The organism is Microbacterium invictum (genome assembly GCF_034421375.1).
Taxonomy (GTDB): Bacteria; Actinomycetota; Actinomycetes; order Actinomycetales; family Microbacteriaceae; genus Microbacterium; species Microbacterium invictum_A.
The window spans coordinates 294907-310193 of record NZ_CP139779.1 but is presented as its reverse complement, the minus strand read 5'-3'; the positions used below and the strand labels follow the sequence as shown (position 1 = coordinate 310193).

Here is a 15287-nt window from a genome sequence, read left to right as displayed (position 1 = left end):
CGGTCAGATGCAAAAAGCGCCACGCATCGCTCGCGGCGCTTTTGCTCATCCCATTGATCAGAACCTGAAAGTAGCCTCTGATCAGGGATTTATGGCGGTGACGGTGGGATTTGAACCCACGGTAGGGGGTTACCCTACACAACTTTTCGAGAGTTGCACCTTCGGCCGCTCGGACACGTCACCGCCGAAGAGTCTACGACACGCCGCGATCGGTCGCGAATCGCGGCATCCGATCCCCCCACGCCTGTCACGAACGGTCACCCCGCACCGCACATCGCGACAGGCGAACGGAGCCGGCCAGGGTTCGCCGGTCGCAATGTGCGCCGGTCCGCAGCACGTCGTGTCAGGCGAACCACCCCGGTGAGTCGTCGCCCGGCGGAAGACGCGAACCGAAGAGCGGATGCCGCGGGCCGGCGCCCCGCCACGGCCGCGCCACTCGCTCGGCGCCGAGACATCCGCCCACATCCGCGCACCCGCGACTGGGAGACTGAGCGCATGGCGGTCATCGAGAACTCCAAGGTCACCATCGTCGGCGCGGGAAGCGTCGGGGCGAGCACCGCCTACGCCGCACTGATCCGCGGGTCGGCCCGCCACGTGGCCCTCTACGACATCGCCACCGCGAAGGTCGACGCAGAGGTGCTCGACCTCGCCCACGGCACCCAGTTCACCGGCCGGAGCGACATCACCGGCGGCAGCGACATCTCGGTCGCCGAGGGGTCGCACGTCATCGTCATCACCGCCGGCGCCAAGCAGGACCCCGGCCAGACGCGCATCGACCTCGCCGCCGTGAACGCCGGCATCCTCCACCGCATGCTCCCCGACCTCCTCGGGGTCGCCCCGAACGCCATCTACGTCATCGTCACGAACCCCTGCGACGTGCTGACCGTGCGCGCCCAGCACGAGACCGGGCTTCCGCCCGAGCGCATCTTCGCGTCGGGCACCGTGCTCGACACCTCGCGCCTGCGATGGAAGCTCGCGCAGCGCGCGGGGGTGTCGACCTCGAGCGTCCACGCCTACATCGTCGGCGAGCACGGCGACACCGAATTCCCGCTGTGGTCGCGCGCGACGATCGGCACCGTGCCGATCCGGGAATGGCAGGCCGCGGGTCATCCGCCGATGACGCAGACCGAGCTCGACGAGATCGCGGTCGATGTGCGGGATGCCGCGTACAAGGTCATTCAGGGGAAGGGGGCGACGAACTACGCCATCGGCCTCTCGAGCGCCCGCATCATCGAGGCGATCCTCGGGGACGAGCACGCGGTGATGCCGGTCTCGACGGTTCTCCGCGACTTCCACGGGGTCGACGGGGTCGCCCTCTCCGTCCCCTCGATCGTCAGCGCGTCAGGGGCGACCCCGGTGCGCGAGACGACCTTCTCCGACGACGAGCTCGCGCTGTTCCAGCGCTCGGCGGCCGCGATCCACGACGTCGCACGCACGCTCCCGTAGAACGCCGACCGCTCAGCCGAGGAACCCGCGCAGCAGCGCCTCCGACCCGGCGAGGTGTTCGAGGATCGCCGCCTCCGCGGCATCCGTCCGCCCGGCCAGAATCGCGGAGACGATCGCCTCGTGCTGGGCGTTGGAGTGCTCGATGTTGCGGGGAAGGAGCGGGAACGCGTCGAGCCAGACGTTGACCTGCGCCCGGTTCTCGGCGATGAGCGCCACGAGCGAGGGGACCGCGGCGAGCTCGGCGATCGTCAGGTGCAGCAGGGTGTCGAGCCTCCGGTAGTCGGCGATGCCGACGACGGCCGCCTCTTCATGCCGCGCCCAGAGCTCCGCCCGGGCGTCGGAATCGAGGGTGCGCCCCGCCGCGGCGCGGGCGGCGCCCGCCTCGAGCACCCGGCGGAGGCCCAGCACGTCCTCGAGTTCGGTCGCGCTCACTCCGACCGCCGCAGGCTGCGGCAGCGGATCGGCGACGAACGTGCCGCCGTACCGGCCGCGCCGCCTGACGAGGTACCCGGTGTCGGCGAGCTCGCGGATCGCCTCGCGCACGGTGTCGCGGCTGACCCCGTAGAGCCCGGCGAGCTCGCGCTCGGGCGGCAGCGACTCCCCCGGCGCGACGACGCCGAGCCGCACGGTCTGGATGAGACGCGCGATCGTGTCTTCGAGGGCGTTCCCCCCGCGCACCGGCCGGTAGACCGCGCGCCGCACAGCGGGGAGGGGTACCTCGACGGACACGGCACTCACCTACAGCCCGGGGCTCACAGGGGCGTGACGTACGCGTTGGTGATGCCGCCGTCGACGACGAACGCGGTGGCGGTGATGAAGGAGGCGTCGTCCGAGGCGAGGAAGGCCACAGCCGCGGCCATCTCCTCGGGCTCGGCGAACCGGCCCATCGGCACGTGGATGAGACGACGCTGGGCGCGCTCGGGGTCTTTGGCGAAGAGCTCGCGCAGGAGCGGTGTGTTCACCGGCCCAGGGCACAGCGCGTTCACCCGGATCCCCTGCCGGGCGAACTGCACCCCCAACTCACGGGTGAGAGCAAGCACCCCGCCCTTCGACGCCGTGTACGAGATCTGCGAGGTCGCCGACCCGAGCAGCGCCACGAACGAGGCGGTGTTGATGATCGACCCGTGCCCGGCGGGCACCATGTGGCGGAGAGCCGCGCGCGAGCAGAGGTACACGCTCTTGAGGTTGACGTCCTGCACCCGATCCCACGCGGGGAGCTCCGTCGTCTCGATCGAATCGTCGTCAGCGGGCGAGATGCCGGCGTTGTTGAAGGCGATGTCGAGGCGCCCGAGATCGCCCGCGACCGAGTCGAAGAGCTGATTGACGGATGCCTCGTCGGCGACGTCGACCGGACGGAAGAGCCCGTCCACCTCGGCAGCCGCCCGCTCGCCCGACGCGGGGTCGACGTCGGCGATCACGACGCGGGCGCCCTCGGCGGCGAAGCGGCGAGCGGTGGCGAGGCCGATGCCGCTCGCGCCACCGGTGACGATGGCGACCCGGTCGGCGAGGCGTTTGGTGAGGTCCATGGGTGTTTCCTGTTCGGGTCGTGCGGGTCAGTCGGTGGCGAAGAAGACGTTCTTGGTCTCGGTGAAGTGCTCGGCGGCGTCGGGCCCGAGCTCACGCCCGAGGCCGGAGGCCTTCATCCCGCCGAACGGGGTGGCGTACCGCACCGAGGAGTGCGAGTTGATCGACAGCACCCCGCTCTTCACGCCGCGCGCGACCCGCACTGCGCGGCCGAGGTTCTCGGTCCACAGCGACCCGGCGAGCCCGTAGATGGTGTCGTTGGCGAGGCGGATCGCATCGGCCTCGTCGTCGAACGGCAGCACCGCGACGACGGGTCCGAAGACCTCCTCTCGCGCGATCCGGTCATCGGGGGATGCGAGCACCACCGTGGGCGCGAACCAGAACCCCTCGCCGTCTGGAGCCGCTCCGCGGAAGGCGACATCGGCGCCGTCGAGGAACCCGGCGACCGTGTCGCGGTGGGCGGCCGAGATGAGCGGCCCCATGTCGGTGTCCGGCGATGCGGGGTCGCCGACCCGCCACGCACGCACGGCCGGTTCGAGCAGCGCGAGGAACCGGTCGTAGACCGAGCGCTCGACGAGGATGCGGCTGCGGGCGCAGCAGTCCTGCCCGGCGTTGTCGAACACCGAGCCCGGGGCGCTCGCGGCGGCGCGCTCGAGGTCGGCGTCGGCGAAGACGATGTTCGCCGACTTTCCGCCGAGCTCCAGCGTCACCGGTTTCAGCATGCGGGCACAGCCCGCCGCGACATCCGTCCCCACCTCGGTTGACCCCGTGAAGACGACCTTGCGGACGTCGGGGTGGCTGACGAAGCGCTGCCCGACGACGGAGCCCGACCCCGTGACGACCTGGAAGAGCCCCTCGGGAAGGCCGGCATCGAGGGCGAGCTCACCGAGGCGGATGGCGGTGAGCGGCGTCAGCTCGGCGGGCTTCAGCACCACGGCGTTGCCGGCGGCGAGCGCGGGCGCGAACCCCCACGACGCGATCGTCATCGGGAAGTTCCACGGCACGATGATCCCGACCACGCCGTACGGCTCGTGGAAGGTGACGTCCAGTCCCCCGGCGACGGGGATCTGCTGGCCGATGAGGCGTTCGGGCGCTCCGGCGTAGTAGTTCAGCACCTGCGCGACGTGCGAGGCCTCCCACCTGGCCGATCCGATCGGGTGGCCGGAGTTCTCCACCTCGAGGGCGGCGAGCTCGTCGACGTGGGCCTCGACCACGCGCGCGAAGGCGCGGAGGGCGTCGGCGCGGGCGGCGGGGGCGAGCGCCGCCCAGGCCCGCTGCGCGGTGACGGCGGCCGCGATGGCGTCGTCGACCTCCGCGAGGCCTGCCCGCGCAATCTCGCGGAACGCGCGCCCGGTCGCGGGGTTGACGAGGGTGATCGTGCCGCTCACGCGGACACCTCCTGATTCGACGGTGCGGTTCGCGAGCGCGCGCGATAGTCGGCGGCCTCGCGCACGAGTCCGGCGAAGAGCCGGCGGTCATCGAGGTTCTGTTCAGGATGCCACTGCACGCCGAGGAGGTACCCGTCACCCATGCCCTCCACGGCATAGACGAGCCCATCGTCAGTGCGCGCGGTGACGGCGAGCCCGTCCCCGAGGCGGTCGACGCCCTGGTGATGGTAGCTGTGCACCTCCTGCCTGCCCGCTCCGACGAGGTCGGCCAGGCGCGAGCCCGCCTCGACTTCGGTCGAGTTGGTCGCGAAGAGCCCGCCGCCGAGGCGATACTTCTCGGTGCCGAGCACGTCGGGGAGGTGCTGGTGCAGGGTGCCGCCACGGGCGACGTTGACGACCTGCATCCCGCGGCAGATCGCCAGCACCGGCATCCGTCTCTCTTCCGCCCCCGCGAACAGCGCCATCTCCCACGCGTCACGATCGGCGCGGGCGGGGTCGGTGAGCGGATGCCGCGGCGCGCCGTAGAGCTCGGGCTGCACGTCGACCCCGCCGGTGAGGATCAGTCCGTCGAGCCCGTCGAGGACGGCGGGCGCGGCGTCCTCCGGCGCGGGCTGCGGGGGAAGGAGCACCGCGATCCCGCCCGAGGCGGTCACGGCGTCGAAGTACACCTCCGGGAGGAAGGCGGCCCGGACGTTCCATACGCCCTGGGCAGCCTGCTCGAGGTAGGTGGTGAGGCCGATGACGGGCCGCCTCGTCTGCGCGACGGCACCGCCGCGCTGATCAGAGCCGCTCGAAACCACGCACCCGCTCCCAGTCGGTCACGGCGGCATCGTAGGCCTCGACCTCGATGCGCGCCTGATTGAGGTAGTGCTCGACGACCTCGTCGCCGAAGGCGGCCCGGGCGATCGCCGACTCGTCGAAGAGCCGCGCCGCCTCGCGGAGGGTCGTGGGCAGGTGGTCGACTCCGGCCGCGTACGCGTTCCCGCGGAGCGGGTCGGGAAGCGGCAGCTCGTGCTCGAGGCCGTGGAGACCTCCGGCGATGATCGCCGAGATCGCCAGGTACGGGTTGACGTCGCCGCCCGGCACCCGGTTCTCGACCCGAAGCGACGAGCCGTGCCCGATGACCCGCAGCGCGCAGGTGCGGTTGTCGACGCCCCACGCGATGCCCGTGGGGGCGAAGCTCCCCAACGCGAAGCGCTTGTAGGAGTTGATGGTCGGGGCGTAGAGCAGGGTGAACTCGCGGAGCGTCGCGAGGATTCCGGCGATCCACGACTGCATCAGCGGGCTGAACCCGTGGGGACCGTCGCCGGCCATCACGGGCTCGCCCGACTCCGAGCGCACCGAGAGGTGGATGTGGCAGCTGTTGCCCTCGCGCTCATTGAACTTCGCCATGAACGTGATCGCCTTGCCGTGCTGGTCGGCGATCTGCTTGGCCCCGGTCTTGTAGATGGTGTGCTGGTCGGCGGTCTCGAGCACCTCGGCGAAGCGGAACGCGATCTCCTGCTGCCCGAGGTTGCACTCGCCCTTCACGCCCTCGCAGTACATGCCCGCACCGTCCATTCCGAGCCGGATATCGCGCAGTAGCGGCTCCAGTCGGGTCGAGGCGAGGATGTCGTAGTCGACGTTGTAGTCGGTCGAGGGCTTCAGGTCGCGATACCCCTTGGCCCACGCGGAGCGGTAACTCTCGTCGAAGACCATGAATTCGAGCTCCGTGCCGCTGTAGCCGACGAGTCCGCGCTCGGCGAGGCGGGCGCGCTGCGCCTGCAGGATCGCGCGAGGCGACTGCGCGACGGGGTCACCGCCCTCCCAGCCGAGGTCGGCCATGACCAGCGCGGTGCCCGGCTGCCAGGGGATGCGACGGAGGGTCTCGACGTCGGGGAGCAGCATCATGTCGCCGTACCCGGTCTCCCAGCTGGCCATGCTGTAGCCGTCGACGGTGTTCATGTCGACATCGACCGAGAGGAGGTAGTTGCAGGCTTCCGCGCCGTGGTGCAGCACCTCCTCCTGGAACAGTCTCGCCGACACGCGCTTGCCGACGAGGCGACCCTGGGCGTCGGCGAAACCGACGATGACGGTGTCGATCTCGCCGGCCGCGATGGCGGCCGCCAGCTCGGGCGGGGTCATGTTTCCCGGCATCCTTGCTCCTCACTGTGGTGCAGCGCTCCCGCACTGTCAGGCGGCGGTGCCTTTCGACCGATGGCCTTTCGACCGATGGCCTTTCGACCGATGGCCTTTCGACGATGAACCGCCCGATCGGTGGGGTCCGGTCGCGACCACTGTAACCGGGCGGGTCGAGATAAAGGTAGACACAGCCCACCAATGGGTCCACAATCATCCGCAAGGCGCACACCCTCGCCGCACCCGAGCGCACGGAGGACGGATGTCACAGTCGAGTAGCGAGCCGCAGAAGGTCGCGGGAGCGACCTATACGCGAGCCGGCCAGGAGTACTTCGAGAAGCGCGGGCTCAAGCGCGCCGCGGGGATCTGGGGCCTTTGGGGCCTCGCCGTCGCCGCGGTGATCTCGGGAGACTTCTCGGGCTGGAACTTCGGCATCGACTTCGCGGGCTTCGGCGGAATGCTGATCGCCTTCGCCGTCCTGGTGCTGATGTACTACGGCCTGATCTTCTCGATCGGCGAGATGGCGGCGGCGATGCCGCATACCGGTGGCGCGTACTCGTTCGCGCGCTCGGCGATGGGTCCCTGGGGAGGGCTCGTCACCGGCTTGGCGGAGACGATCGAGTACGTGGCCACCACCGCGGTGATCGTCTACTTCTCGGCGTCCTACGCCGATGCGATCACGAGCGAGCTGCTGAACCTCTCGCTCCCGCCGTGGGTGTGGTGGCTGGTGCTCTACGTACTGTTCATCGCGCTGAACTCGGCGGGCGCGGCGATCTCGTTCCGCTTCGCGATCGTGGTGTCGATCATCTCGATCGGCATCATCCTGGTCTTCTCCCTCATGGCGGTCTTCTCAGGCGCGTTCCAGTGGGCGAACCTCTGGGACATCGCCCCTGACCCCGGGCAGACCGAGTTCCTCCCCCACGGCGTGCTGCCGATCCTGTTCGCCCTTCCCTTCGCGATGTGGTTCTTCCTCGGCATCGAGGAGCTGCCGCTGGCGGCGGAGGAATCCCACAACCCCGTGCGCGACATCCCCAAGGCCGGGTTCTGGGCCCGCGGCACCCTCATCGTGACGGGCCTCCTCGTGCTCTTCCTGAACACCGGCGTCATCGGGGCCGAGGCGACCGGGGTCGCCGCCGAGCCGCTGCTCGACGGATTCCGGGCGATCGTCGGAGACCAGGCGGCCGCGGTTCTCGCCCTCCTCGCGCTCGTCGGGCTGCTCGCATCCCTCCAGGGGATCATGTTCGCCTACGGCCGCAACATGTACTCCCTCTCGCGCGCGGGCTACTACCCGCGCTTCCTCTCCCTCACCGGCTCGCGCAAGACCCCGTGGGTGGCCCTGACCGTCGGCGCGGCGATCGGCTTCGTGGCGCTGGCGATCCTCGACACCCTCGCCGCCGTGAACGAGGGAGCCGGCGCGGTCGCCGGAGCCATCGTGCTGAACATCGCGGTGTGGGGAGCGGTGCTCGCCTACTTCCTGCAGATGGTGTCGTTCGTGCTGCTGCGTCGGAAGTTCCCGAACGTCGCCCGTCCCTACAAGAGCCCGTGGGGCGTGCCCGGTGCGGTGATGGCCGCCGTGATCGCCGCGATCGTGTTCGTCGGGTTCCTGCTGAACCCGACGTTCCTCCCCGCGATCATCGCGATCGTCATCGTCTACGTCGTCATCCTGCTCGGATTCGGACTGTTCTTCCGTCACCGTCTCGTGCTTTCGCCCGAGGAGGAATACGCTTTGTCCGGGGGCCGCCACGGCGACCCTCAGGCAGAGGGATACGACGCCATGGAGTCTCAGGTCTTCGGCAAGGACGCCTGACCATTCTCACCGGGGCGAGGTGCTGCGACTGGGGGGTTGCAGCGCCTCGCCGACGGAGAGGAATCGGATGTCGGGGGTCGCGGCTAGTGTCGCAGCATGCCCCGTAACACCGCCACCTCCGCTCCGTACCGGTGCACGGAGTGCGGCTGGACGACGCTGCGCTGGGTCGGCCGATGCGGCGAGTGTCAGCAGTGGGGAACGGTCGTCGAAGCGGCCGACAAGACCGGCATCGGCACGCAGATCGCACCGGTGGCACCGGCCACCCATCGCGCGGCTCGACCGATCACCGCCGTCGACACCCGCGACACCCCGCGACGGACGACCGGAGTCGGAGAGTTCGACCGGGTCCTCGGCGGAGGTCTCGTCCCGGGTGCCGCCATTCTGCTGTCCGGCGAGCCGGGGGTCGGCAAATCGACGCTGCTGCTCGAGGTCGCCGTGCACACGGCGCGCAGCGGCCAGCGAGTGCTGTACGCCAGCGCCGAGGAGTCGCTCGCCCAGGTGCGGCTGCGCGCCGAGCGGACCGGCGCCCTCCACGACGAGCTGTACCTCGCGAGCGAGACCGACCTCGCCACCATCCTTGGCCACATCGATGACGTCGCACCCGACCTGCTGATCGTCGATTCCGTGCAGACGGTGTCGTCGGCGATGTCCGACGGTGCGGCCGGGCACCCCAGCCAGGTGCGAGAGGTCGCCTCGACCCTCATCCGTGTCGCGAAGGAGCGCGCGCTGCCGACGATCCTCGTCGGACACGTCACGAAGGACGGCACCATCGCGGGCCCACGCATCCTCGAGCATCTCGTCGACGTCGTCTGCCAGTTCGAGGGCGATCGACAGACCTCGCTCCGCTTCGTGCGGGCACTGAAGAACCGATTCGGCCCGACCGACGAGGTCGGATGCTTCGACATGACCGGGGAGGGCATCGCCGAGGTGCCCGACCCCAGTGCCCTGTTCCTCGGTCACGGCGAACCGGTCCCCGGCACGTGCGTCACCATCGCGCTCGAGGGCCGGCGCGCGATGCCGGTGGAGATCCAGGCTCTGACGATCCCCACCGCCTCGCCGAACGCCCGCCGGATCGTCAGCGGGGTGGACGGCGCTCGCGTGGCGATGATCCTCGCCGTCATCGAGAAGCGCCTGAACCTGAAGGTCTCGGCCTGCGACGTCTACGTGTCGACCGTCGGCGGAGTGCGCCTGCTCGAACCGGCCGCCGACCTCGCGATCGCCGTGGCGGTGGTGAACTCGATGCGCGACCGCGCGCTCGCGCGCGGGGTCGCGGCGATCGGCGAGCTCACCCTCGCCGGCGAAGTGCGCCCTGTCACACAGGCCGCACAGCGGCGCACCGAGGCCGGACGACTCGGGTACGCGACGGTCGTCGACGCGTCATCCGGTCATCTCGCCGCGGCGCTCCGCGACCTCGTGCCGCATGCGTCGGGGCGGCTGCACGACGTTCCCGAATTCTGAGGCGCGTGCGCCGCGGCGGCGAGGTCAGGCGTCGAGCGCGGCGATGAGGTCGTCGGGGGACGCCTGCATCGGGTGCGGGCCGGCGATGTCGAAGAACACCGTCGTGACGGCCTCGCGGTGACGACCCAGGAAGGCGCGCAGCCACGCGGGCGACTGCAGCGCCACGGTGGGCGGCAGGCTCTCGGGCTTGTGCGCGGCGTCGCTGAAGAGCAGGAGTGCCAGATCGCCGGACTCGGGGTCGCGGTACGTCCACACCTCACCGGCGTCGCGCGGGTCGTCCCGCGCCCCCGCGCGCAGCAGCGGTACCACCGTCGGCCCGTGCCTCAGCGCGAACGCGACAGCCGCCATGTCCTGCGTCTGCAGCGCATCGCTGAGCGCGGTGTTGCGGAACTCCAGCTCAGGCTCTCGCCGAGCGCGCTTCTTTCCCGCCATCCCTTCAGCCTAGGGGAACGTCAATGGCCCTCCCGGGGACCCTCTGCGAGGAGAGGATCGGCGGAAGGGCCATGCCCACCCGGGGCACGTCTGGACGCTCGCTGGGGACGAACTCGCTGCTGGGGACAACGACGACAGCTCACCCGATGGACATGTCAAGGATACGTTGCTGCATCGGGTTTCCGCTGTCCCCCAAATGGGGGACACGCCGACGGGGATCGGCCAACCGAAGAGCGATTTTCCGTGGCTGCGGAACTCGAGAAAATCTTGTCCCCCAAACGGTGGACAAGTTCGCTCGACGGCGGCTAGGGTAAGTTCGGCGATCGAGCGGGGCTGGGGCTATCACAAGCCGCTCGATCCAACTGGGGAAGCTGGGAGCCGAGGGGGCATGGGGGCCGACTGATCGTTCACAGCATGCGAGTCCCCTCGCATCGGGTCATCGATGCGAGGGGACCGCAATCCCGTCTGAAGCACGTTGACCGACTGGGGATTCGGCGGGCCGGTTACTCGGGGGACACCGGCCCGGTGCTGGGGACACCGGACGTGCTCCTGAGTCCAGGACCAGCCCACTCTAACCCGGCCGTGGCGCCCACACGTCGCGGCCGGGTTCTTTTCGGCCTGATCAGACGATATATCGGTCGTGGGGCGGCGTGCACTGCCCGCCGGTCACAGCAGGAGGAACTGCGCGGTGTTCGTCGAGTTCACGCCACCGATCGACACGTATAGGTGGTACGAGGCTCCCCCGGCAGGCGCCGCCTGCCGCTCGGTGGCGCCGCAGGTCTCCACCGACGACCGGGTGCGGTCCCAGCTGATGGGTGCGGCACTGGTGACGACCTGCCCTTCCTCGAGGAGGACCATCATGTCCGTCGGTTCCGCCTGGCAATCGGTCGACTTCCACCACGTGTCGTTCCCGCTCATCACGGTGAAGACCTGACCGGTCGTCCCGACGTTGAGCGTGCAGGCATCGCCGTTGTTCGTCAGCCGAATCGACAGCTGCGGGATCTCGCCTGCTGCGTACTCGGTCTTGTCGGTGACCGCCTCGACGAGCAGGTCACCCGGCGTGCAGGGCTCAGCGGCACTCGCTGCCGCGGCCTCGTCGGCGCTCGCCGCGCCCTCCGCATCCGGCGCTGCCGCAGCATCGCTCGGCCCCGGTGTGGGCGTCGCCGCCGAACCGTCGGATTCCAGAGCGGGGAGGTCGGTGGCGACCGGGTCGCCCGTGGGCGTCGCCGAGGCGGCCGGGGACGCATTGTCGGCGGCCGAGCCGCGCCAGGGTGGTGCGACGACCAGCCACACCACGAGGGCGATGACGGCCAGCAGACCGAGGAGCACCACGAAGCGCCTCCGGCGATAGACCGCCGGGGAATGGCGCCGGCGTGCTTCGGTTCCGGTCATGCAACCAGGCTAAGTCGCGCTCGCCGCTTGACCGGGACGGCACGCCCTACCACCCCGCATACACGAGAACGCCGGCGCCGCCGCCACGAGGGCGGCCGCGCCGGCGTCGAGACGTCGGTCAGCGAGTGACGCTGCGGTTGCGCGTGACGAGGACGTAGATCCCCAGCACGATGATGGCGCCGATGATCGAGCCGATGATTCCGGCCGGCTGCAGGAAGCCACCCATCGGGTCTGCGCCGAAGATCAGGAATCCGAGGAAACCGCCGACGAACGAGCCGACGATGCCGAGCACGATGGTCAGCAGAATGCCCATGCTCTGCTTGCCGGGAATGACGGCGCGAGCGATGAGGCCGGCGATGAGGCCGATGACGATGAGGCCGAGGATGGTCCAGAGCATGATCTCTCCTTGTGGGTCGGGCCATGGGGCCGTGTCCGCGCTCCGGGTGAAACGCTGACCCTATCTGAGCAGACGCTGGGCGATTCGCTCCCGCCCTTGCGCCACGAAGAGATCGGGTGTAACAGGTCAGAGCGCCTTGAGCATCCGCGTGTTGCCGAGGGTGTTGGGCTTCACGTGCGCGAGATCAAGGAACTCGGCGATGCCCTCGTCGGGGCTCCGCACCAATTGGGAGTACACGTCGGGGTCGACGATCTGCTCGCCGATCTCGTCGAACCCGCGACTGCGGAAGAAGTCGACTTCGAAGGTGAGGCAGAACAGCCGCGTGAGCCCCAGGGTGCGCGCGTTCTCTTCGAGGCGGTCCACGAGGGCGCGACCGACACCGTGGTGCAACCACTCGTCCGCGACGATGAGGGTGCGCACCTCACCGAGGTCTTCCCACATCACGTGCAGTGCGCCGCATCCGATCAGGACGCCGTCCGCCGACTCGGCGACGACGAACTGCTGCGTCGACTCGTAGAGCACGACGAGATCCTTGCCCAGGAGGATCCGCTTCTGCACGTAGGGCTCCAGAAGACCCTGGATGCCGCGGATGTCGGCGGTGCGCGCGGGGCGGACGGTGTAGTCGGACATCGCGTCCACGATACGCCCCGATCCGCCGGCAGAAGACGAAGGGGCGGGTGCCGGATCACCGGCACCCGCCCCTATCGCTGTGACGCGCTCAGCCTCCCGCGACGATGTCCGGCGTGGCGGTGATCTCACCGGCCGCGCCGACACCGACGGCGACCTTGTCGCCGCGCGGGCCGTGCTCGAAGGCGAACTCGCCGTTCTCGACGTCGACCTTCACGTGGTCACCGGGCTCGAGCTCGCCGTGCAGGATCTTCTCCGACAGGCGGTCCTCCACCTCGCGCTGCATGGCGCGGCGGAGCGGCCGGGCACCGAGTGCGGGGTCGAAGCCGACCTCGATGAGCTTGTCCTTCGCGGCATCCGTCAACTCCACCGTCATGTCGCGATCGAGCAGACGCTCGCCGAGACGCTTGGTGAACAGCCCCACGATCTGACGCAGCTCGGCCTTGTTCAGCTGCGGGAAGACGATGATGTCGTCGACGCGGTTGAGGAACTCGGGCTTGAAGTTGCGCTTGAGCTCCTCGTTGACCTTGCCCTTCATCCGGTCGTAGGTCGTACCCTGGTCGCCCTCCACCTGGAAGCCGACGGGCCCGCCCGCGATCGCCGACGAACCGAGGTTCGTCGTCATGATGATGACGGTGTTCTTGAAGTCGATCACGCGACCCTGACCGTCGGTGAGCCGACCCTCTTCGAGGATCTGCAGGAGTGAGTTGAAGATGTCGGGGTGGGCCTTCTCGATCTCATCGAAGAGCACCACGCTGAAGGGCTTGCGCCGCACCTTCTCGGTCAGCTGCCCGCCCTCTTCGAAGCCGACGAACCCGGGAGGGGCGCCGAACAGTCGCGAGACGGTGTGCTTCTCGCCGAACTCCGACATGTCGAGGGAGATCAGCGCCGACTCATCGTCGAAGAGGAACTCCGCGAGCGCCTTGGCGAGCTCGGTCTTTCCGACACCGGTGGGGCCGGCGAAGATGAACGAGCCCGACGGGCGCTTGGGGTCCTTCAGACCCGCGCGCTGACGACGGATCGTCTTCGACAGCGCGGCGATGGCCTCCTCCTGGCCGATGACCCGCTGGTGCAGGGCCTTCTCCATGAAGACGAGGCGGCTGGACTCCTCCTCGGTGAGCTTGAACACCGGGATGCCGGTGGCCTGCGCGAGCACCTCCGCGATCAGGCCCTCGTCGACGACCGCGTGCGAGGCGACGTCGCCGCTTCGCCACTGCTTCTCCAGGCGAAGGCGCTCGGCGAGGAGCGACTTCTCCTCGTCGCGCAGCGACGCGGCCTTCTCGAAGTCCTGCTCCTCGCTGGCGCGCTCCTTGTCCTCGCGGACCTTGGCGATCTTGTCGTCGAACTCGCGGAGCTCGGGAGGGCTCGACAGGATCGACAGACGCAGGCGGGCGCCGGCCTCGTCGATCAGGTCGATGGCCTTGTCGGGCAGGAACCGGTCGCTGATGTAGCGGTCGGCGAGGTTCGCGGCGGCGACGATCGCGCCATCCGTGATCTGCACCTTGTGGTGCGCCTCGTAGCGGTCGCGGAGGCCCTTCAGGATGTTGATCGCGTGGGGCAGGCTCGGCTCTGCGACCTGGATCGGCTGGAAGCGACGCTCCAGCGCAGCATCCTTCTCGAAGTGCTTGCGGTACTCATCCAGCGTCGTGGCACCGATCGTCTGCAGCTCGCCTCGCGCGAGGAGGGGCTTCAGGATGGATGCCGCGTCGATCGCGCCCTCGGCAGCGCCCGCGCCGACGAGGGTGTGGATCTCGTCGATGAAGACGATGATGTCGCCGCGGGTACGGATCTCCTTGGTGACCTTCTTCAGGCGCTCTTCGAAATCACCGCGGTAGCGGGAACCGGCGATGAGCGAGCCGAGGTCGAGGGAGTACAGCTGCTTGTCCTTCAGCGTCTCGGGCACGTCGCCCTTCACGATCGCCTGGGCGAGGCCCTCGACGACCGCGGTCTTTCCGACGCCGGGCTCGCCGATGAGGACGGGGTTGTTCTTGGAGCGGCGCGAGAGGATCTGCATGACCCGCTCGATCTCCTTTTCGCGGCCGATCACCGGGTCGAGCTTGTTGTCGCGCGCGGCCTGGGTGAGGTTGCGACCGAACTGGTCGAGCACCTGCGAACCACCCTGGGGGCCGGAGGTCTGCTGCTCGCCGGCGCCGGTGGACACGCCCGCGGGCTCCTTGCCCTGGTAGCCCGAGAGCAGCTGGATGACCTGCTGGCGCACCTTGTTCAGGTCGGCGCCGAGCTTGACGAGCACCTGGGCGGCGACGCCCTCGCCCTCGCGGATGAGGCCGAGCAGGATGTGCTCGGTGCCGATGTAGTTGTGGCCGAGCTGCAGCGCTTCGCGCAGGGACAGCTCGAGCACCTTCTTCGCGCGCGGCGTGAAGGGGATGTGGCCGGTGGGCTGCTGCTGCCCCTGGCCGATGATGTCCTGCACCTGCTCGCGCACGGCGTCGAGCGAGATGCCGAGGGACTCGAGCGCCTTCGCGGCGACGCCCTCACCCTCGTGGATCAGCCCGAGCAGGATGTGCTCGGTGCCGATGTAGTTGTGGTTGAGCATCTTCGCCTCTTCTTGGGCGAGCACAACCACACGACGGGCTCGGTCGGTGAATCTCTCGAACATCGTTCACTCTCCTCTAGGACGCCTCGGGTCGACTCTCCCCCTGCGTCTTACATCGAGGGTAGCCAGCGGGCCCCTGCCGGA

At 69.3% G+C, this 15287-nt stretch carries 13 protein-coding genes and 1 tRNA gene; 3 read left to right on the top strand and 11 right to left on the bottom strand.

The features are described from left to right. Nucleotides 1-92: 92 nt before the first annotated feature. Nucleotides 93-183, bottom strand: a tRNA-Ser gene (locus T9R20_RS01555). Between the two features lie 312 nt (nucleotides 184-495). Here T9R20_RS01555 and T9R20_RS01550 point away from each other — a divergent pair. Next, entirely contained in the window at nucleotides 496-1446 is a 951-nt protein-coding gene (locus T9R20_RS01550) for an L-lactate dehydrogenase (RefSeq protein WP_322410806.1), read from the top strand. Nucleotides 1447-1458: 12 nt separating this feature from the next. Here the strand turns inward: T9R20_RS01550 and T9R20_RS01545 are convergent, their stop codons facing one another. Genes T9R20_RS01545 through T9R20_RS01525 form a run of 5 tightly spaced genes read right to left on the bottom strand, consistent with a single transcriptional unit; the run spans nucleotide 1459 to nucleotide 6494 of the window. Then, complete coding sequence (locus T9R20_RS01545; protein ID WP_322410805.1) at nucleotides 1459-2175, bottom strand: FadR/GntR family transcriptional regulator; 717 nt, start codon at nucleotides 2173-2175, stop codon at nucleotides 1459-1461. Between the two features lie 23 nt (nucleotides 2176-2198). Then, the gene (locus T9R20_RS01540) at nucleotides 2199-2972 is read right to left on the bottom strand and encodes a 3-oxoacyl-ACP reductase (protein WP_322410804.1); all 774 of its coding nucleotides are present in this window, start codon (nucleotides 2970-2972) and stop codon (nucleotides 2199-2201) included. 27 nt (nucleotides 2973-2999) lie between these two features. Beyond that, the gene (locus tag T9R20_RS01535) at nucleotides 3000-4358 is read right to left on the bottom strand and encodes an aldehyde dehydrogenase family protein (RefSeq protein WP_322410803.1); all 1359 of its coding nucleotides are present in this window, start codon (nucleotides 4356-4358) and stop codon (nucleotides 3000-3002) included. Next, complete coding sequence (locus tag T9R20_RS01530) at nucleotides 4355-5158, bottom strand: gamma-glutamyl-gamma-aminobutyrate hydrolase family protein (protein ID WP_322410802.1); 804 nt, start codon at nucleotides 5156-5158, stop codon at nucleotides 4355-4357. The genes T9R20_RS01535 and T9R20_RS01530 overlap by 4 nt, the downstream gene beginning before the upstream one ends. After that, nucleotides 5139-6494 (bottom strand): glutamine synthetase family protein, encoded by a 1356-nt coding sequence (locus tag T9R20_RS01525; protein ID WP_322410801.1) that lies wholly within the window; start codon nucleotides 6492-6494, stop codon nucleotides 5139-5141. Before T9R20_RS01525 ends, T9R20_RS01530 begins: the two co-directional genes overlap by 20 nt. 244 nt (nucleotides 6495-6738) lie before the next feature. Here T9R20_RS01525 and T9R20_RS01520 point away from each other — a divergent pair, with 244 nt between their 5' ends. Together T9R20_RS01520 and radA are read left to right on the top strand one after the other, a co-directional pair. After that, entirely contained in the window at nucleotides 6739-8283 is a 1545-nt protein-coding gene (locus tag T9R20_RS01520; RefSeq protein ID WP_322410800.1) for an amino acid permease, read from the top strand. Between the two features lie 96 nt (nucleotides 8284-8379). Beyond that, a complete protein-coding gene (gene radA / locus T9R20_RS01515; protein WP_322410799.1) occupies nucleotides 8380-9741 on the top strand; it encodes a DNA repair protein RadA in 1362 nt (453 codons plus the stop codon). Nucleotides 9742-9765: 24 nt separating this feature from the next. On the opposite strand, the gene T9R20_RS01510 is transcribed toward radA, so the two are convergent. The 5 genes from T9R20_RS01510 to T9R20_RS01490 form a co-directional block, all read right to left on the bottom strand. Continuing rightward, on the bottom strand, nucleotides 9766-10173 hold the full coding sequence (locus T9R20_RS01510) for a dehydrogenase (protein WP_322410798.1): 408 nt from the start codon (nucleotides 10171-10173) through the stop codon (nucleotides 9766-9768). A 666-nt stretch (nucleotides 10174-10839) separates the two neighbouring features. Beyond that, the gene (locus T9R20_RS01505) at nucleotides 10840-11565 is read right to left on the bottom strand and encodes a hypothetical protein (RefSeq protein WP_322410797.1); all 726 of its coding nucleotides are present in this window, start codon (nucleotides 11563-11565) and stop codon (nucleotides 10840-10842) included. A 118-nt stretch (nucleotides 11566-11683) separates the two neighbouring features. Beyond that, nucleotides 11684-11962 carry a GlsB/YeaQ/YmgE family stress response membrane protein gene (locus tag T9R20_RS01500; protein ID WP_179561403.1) on the bottom strand — a complete coding sequence of 93 codons (279 nt, stop codon included), beginning with the start codon at nucleotides 11960-11962 and terminating at the stop codon, nucleotides 11684-11686. 126 nt (nucleotides 11963-12088) lie between these two features. After that, complete coding sequence (locus T9R20_RS01495; RefSeq protein WP_322410796.1) at nucleotides 12089-12592, bottom strand: amino-acid N-acetyltransferase; 504 nt, start codon at nucleotides 12590-12592, stop codon at nucleotides 12089-12091. Between the two features lie 88 nt (nucleotides 12593-12680). Further along, entirely contained in the window at nucleotides 12681-15206 is a 2526-nt protein-coding gene (locus T9R20_RS01490; RefSeq protein WP_124292217.1) for an ATP-dependent Clp protease ATP-binding subunit, read from the bottom strand. Nucleotides 15207-15287 lie beyond the last annotated feature (81 nt).